Annotated in this window: 2 protein-coding genes; both read right to left on the reverse strand. The window is 58.0% G+C overall.

The window, feature by feature from the left end; all coding sequences use genetic code 11:
* Window positions 1–37: 37 nt before the first annotated feature.
* Window positions 38–802: a nucleoside-diphosphate sugar epimerase/dehydratase gene (locus GPA21_RS20725; RefSeq protein WP_211163726.1), complete on the reverse strand. Its 765-nt coding sequence runs from the start codon at window positions 800–802 to the stop codon at window positions 38–40.
* Between the two features lie 393 nt (window positions 803–1,195).
* A complete protein-coding gene (locus GPA21_RS19875; RefSeq protein ID WP_168989799.1) occupies window positions 1,196–2,143 on the reverse strand; it encodes an alpha/beta hydrolase in 948 nt (315 codons plus the stop codon).
* Between the last annotated feature and the right edge of the window lie 213 nt (window positions 2,144–2,356).

Here is a 2,356-nt window from a genome sequence, read left to right on the forward strand (position 1 = left end):
ACCATCGGTTACGGACTGCCGGACTTCGCAGAGGAACTCAACTACGGAGTCGATCTATCAACCATCTGAGGGTGGTATCAGATTGATGGGGTGAAGGTGCCCCATCAACCATTAAATCCGTATACCCCTGTTCCTGAACGGTCTCGTGGAGCGACAACGCACCATTCAACACGCTGGACGATTCAACCACCGCATCTTCATCACCAATTGCAGGGTAAAACCCCACGAACTCAACGCCCCTCTTTACCGGATAGTGCAACGAGTGCTCTACATCGGCCGCCTCCTGACCGGTTCCGATGATCAGCACGCGTGGCATGAACATCGAGGCAGCCACTCTGCGATTGACCACCCCACGCATGACCAGAATCAGCCCCAACAACACAATCGCCGAGAGCTCGAAATTGGGCGGAGCCGCCTCGGGCCAGGGGAGCAGCTGAAATACGACGAACGCGACAGGAACGCTCACTACGACGGCGATTGTCGTACGGACGGCGGACTCACGACCGGTCAGCCCGCTACCAGGTAGGCGATACAGACCGAGTACGCTGTTCAGCAGAATCATCACGACCGCGAACAGCAAGGACAGCGGCGCTATGCCGATCCAGTCGATTTCCCCGCCATTCAGCCGAAACGCGGAGACTGCCAGCACGGCGACGAACAACAGCCCAACATCAAACAGCGCCTGCTGAAGCGTATGCGTCGGGAAGTAGTGGTTGAAGACCTTGAGCATGTGTTTGGTCCAGGGGTCGAGTTCGCGAAGTGCCGCAGACTCTGCGCCGATGATCAAGCGATCATCCCGCATGTCTGCGATCTTTATAGAAGCTCCCAAATATATGTTAGCCGGCTGCCAAACCACGCTCCGTTAAGTGCGTCACGCATGCAAGTGGGCTGTGAGTACCTTCAATTTCGAGCTTGGCCTCCTCATTCTTCTCCGACACGCGCCACCGCCCCTCTCAGTGACGGCAACGACCTCCCTTCAGAGATGAAGGCCTCGCCCAATGCCTTCATCATACGCCGGTTGAACATCCCACTCTAGTGGTTTACCTAGCAGATCATGGGGTATGACGAAGGCGATGGATTGTCGTGCAGGGCAAAGCGCGAACCGCAACGATAGCAGTCGCTATCAGGAAAATGTGCAACACTACCTGGCGCCACTAGCCGCGATTCCGTGTCCCGGCTTTTGCGAAGCAGACCGCTAGTCCCTTGAAAGGGAATCCGCCAGAGCTCGCCCCAGCCAAAGCACCGCATCATTCGACTCAGGGATGAGCTTGCCCAAGGTCAAGAAACCGTGCACCACGCCAGAGACGTTCAGACACCTCACCCTGCAGCCCTCCGTTCGCGCTCGATCAGCGAAGGCCAGACAATCATCGGTCAAGGGGTCGTACTCAGCCGTCAGCATGCTGATGTCAGGCAACGCTCCGAGCGAAGTTGCCCGCATCGGCGAAAGCCGCCAATCATCGGGCGAAGCGTCACCAAGATAACGACTGAAGAACCACTGCAGGCTTTCCCGATCCAGAAAGTAGCCATCCGCAAAACGCTCTCGCGAAGGGCGCGAGCTGATCAACTCCGTGCATGGATAGACCAGGAGCAAATGCCGTGGCGGCGGCAGGCCTTTCTCAGCTGCACTCAACGCGAGCACGATGCTGAGATTTCCTCCAGCACTGTCACCGCCCACCGCAATCCTTTCGGCATCGACCAGGATAGAGTCGGCGTTCTCCAGCGCCCAGCGGTAGGCGATCAGCGCATCCTCTAGGCCGGCCGGGAACGGATTCTCCGGGGCCAATCTGTAATCGACAGACATGATGGCGCAACCGCTGGTGTTTGCGAGTTGCCGACACAGCACATCGTAGCTCGCAACGTCGCCCACGCACCAACCACCACCGTGCAGGAAGACGAGTAGCGGCAGCACACGCCCCGTGCCGCTATCCAAAGGACGGTAATAGCGAGCCAACAGCACCGAACCATCGCCCCGGGGAATCGGCACCTCGAGTGTCGAGGCCACTGCAGGCACGACAGGGCGAAACGCGTAGACGAGCTTCTCGAAGGAATGCCTGGCCTGCTCTACTGACAACTCATGAAAACGCGGCGCCCCCACCCGGTAAACCATCTCGAGCAGGCGTTGAATCTCAGGTTTCAGGGCCATTGACGGGATCCAGCGTCTCGACGCTTATGAAAACCCCGTGATCTTACGCGATGCAGGTCGCTGCCCGTCACTGAGAGATGTATTTGTTGTTGTAGACGGTCTCACCCCCGGTCTTTTGGACGCGGGGGTGAGTGAGTGTGGTTAGTCTGACGATGACCTACTTTCGCACAGGCAATCTGCACTATCATCGGCGCGGTCACGTTTCACTGTCCT

Origin of the sequence: Azoarcus taiwanensis (genome assembly GCF_012910885.1) — a bacterium.
GTDB classification, from domain to species: Bacteria; Pseudomonadota; Gammaproteobacteria; order Burkholderiales; family Rhodocyclaceae; genus Azoarcus_F; species Azoarcus_F taiwanensis.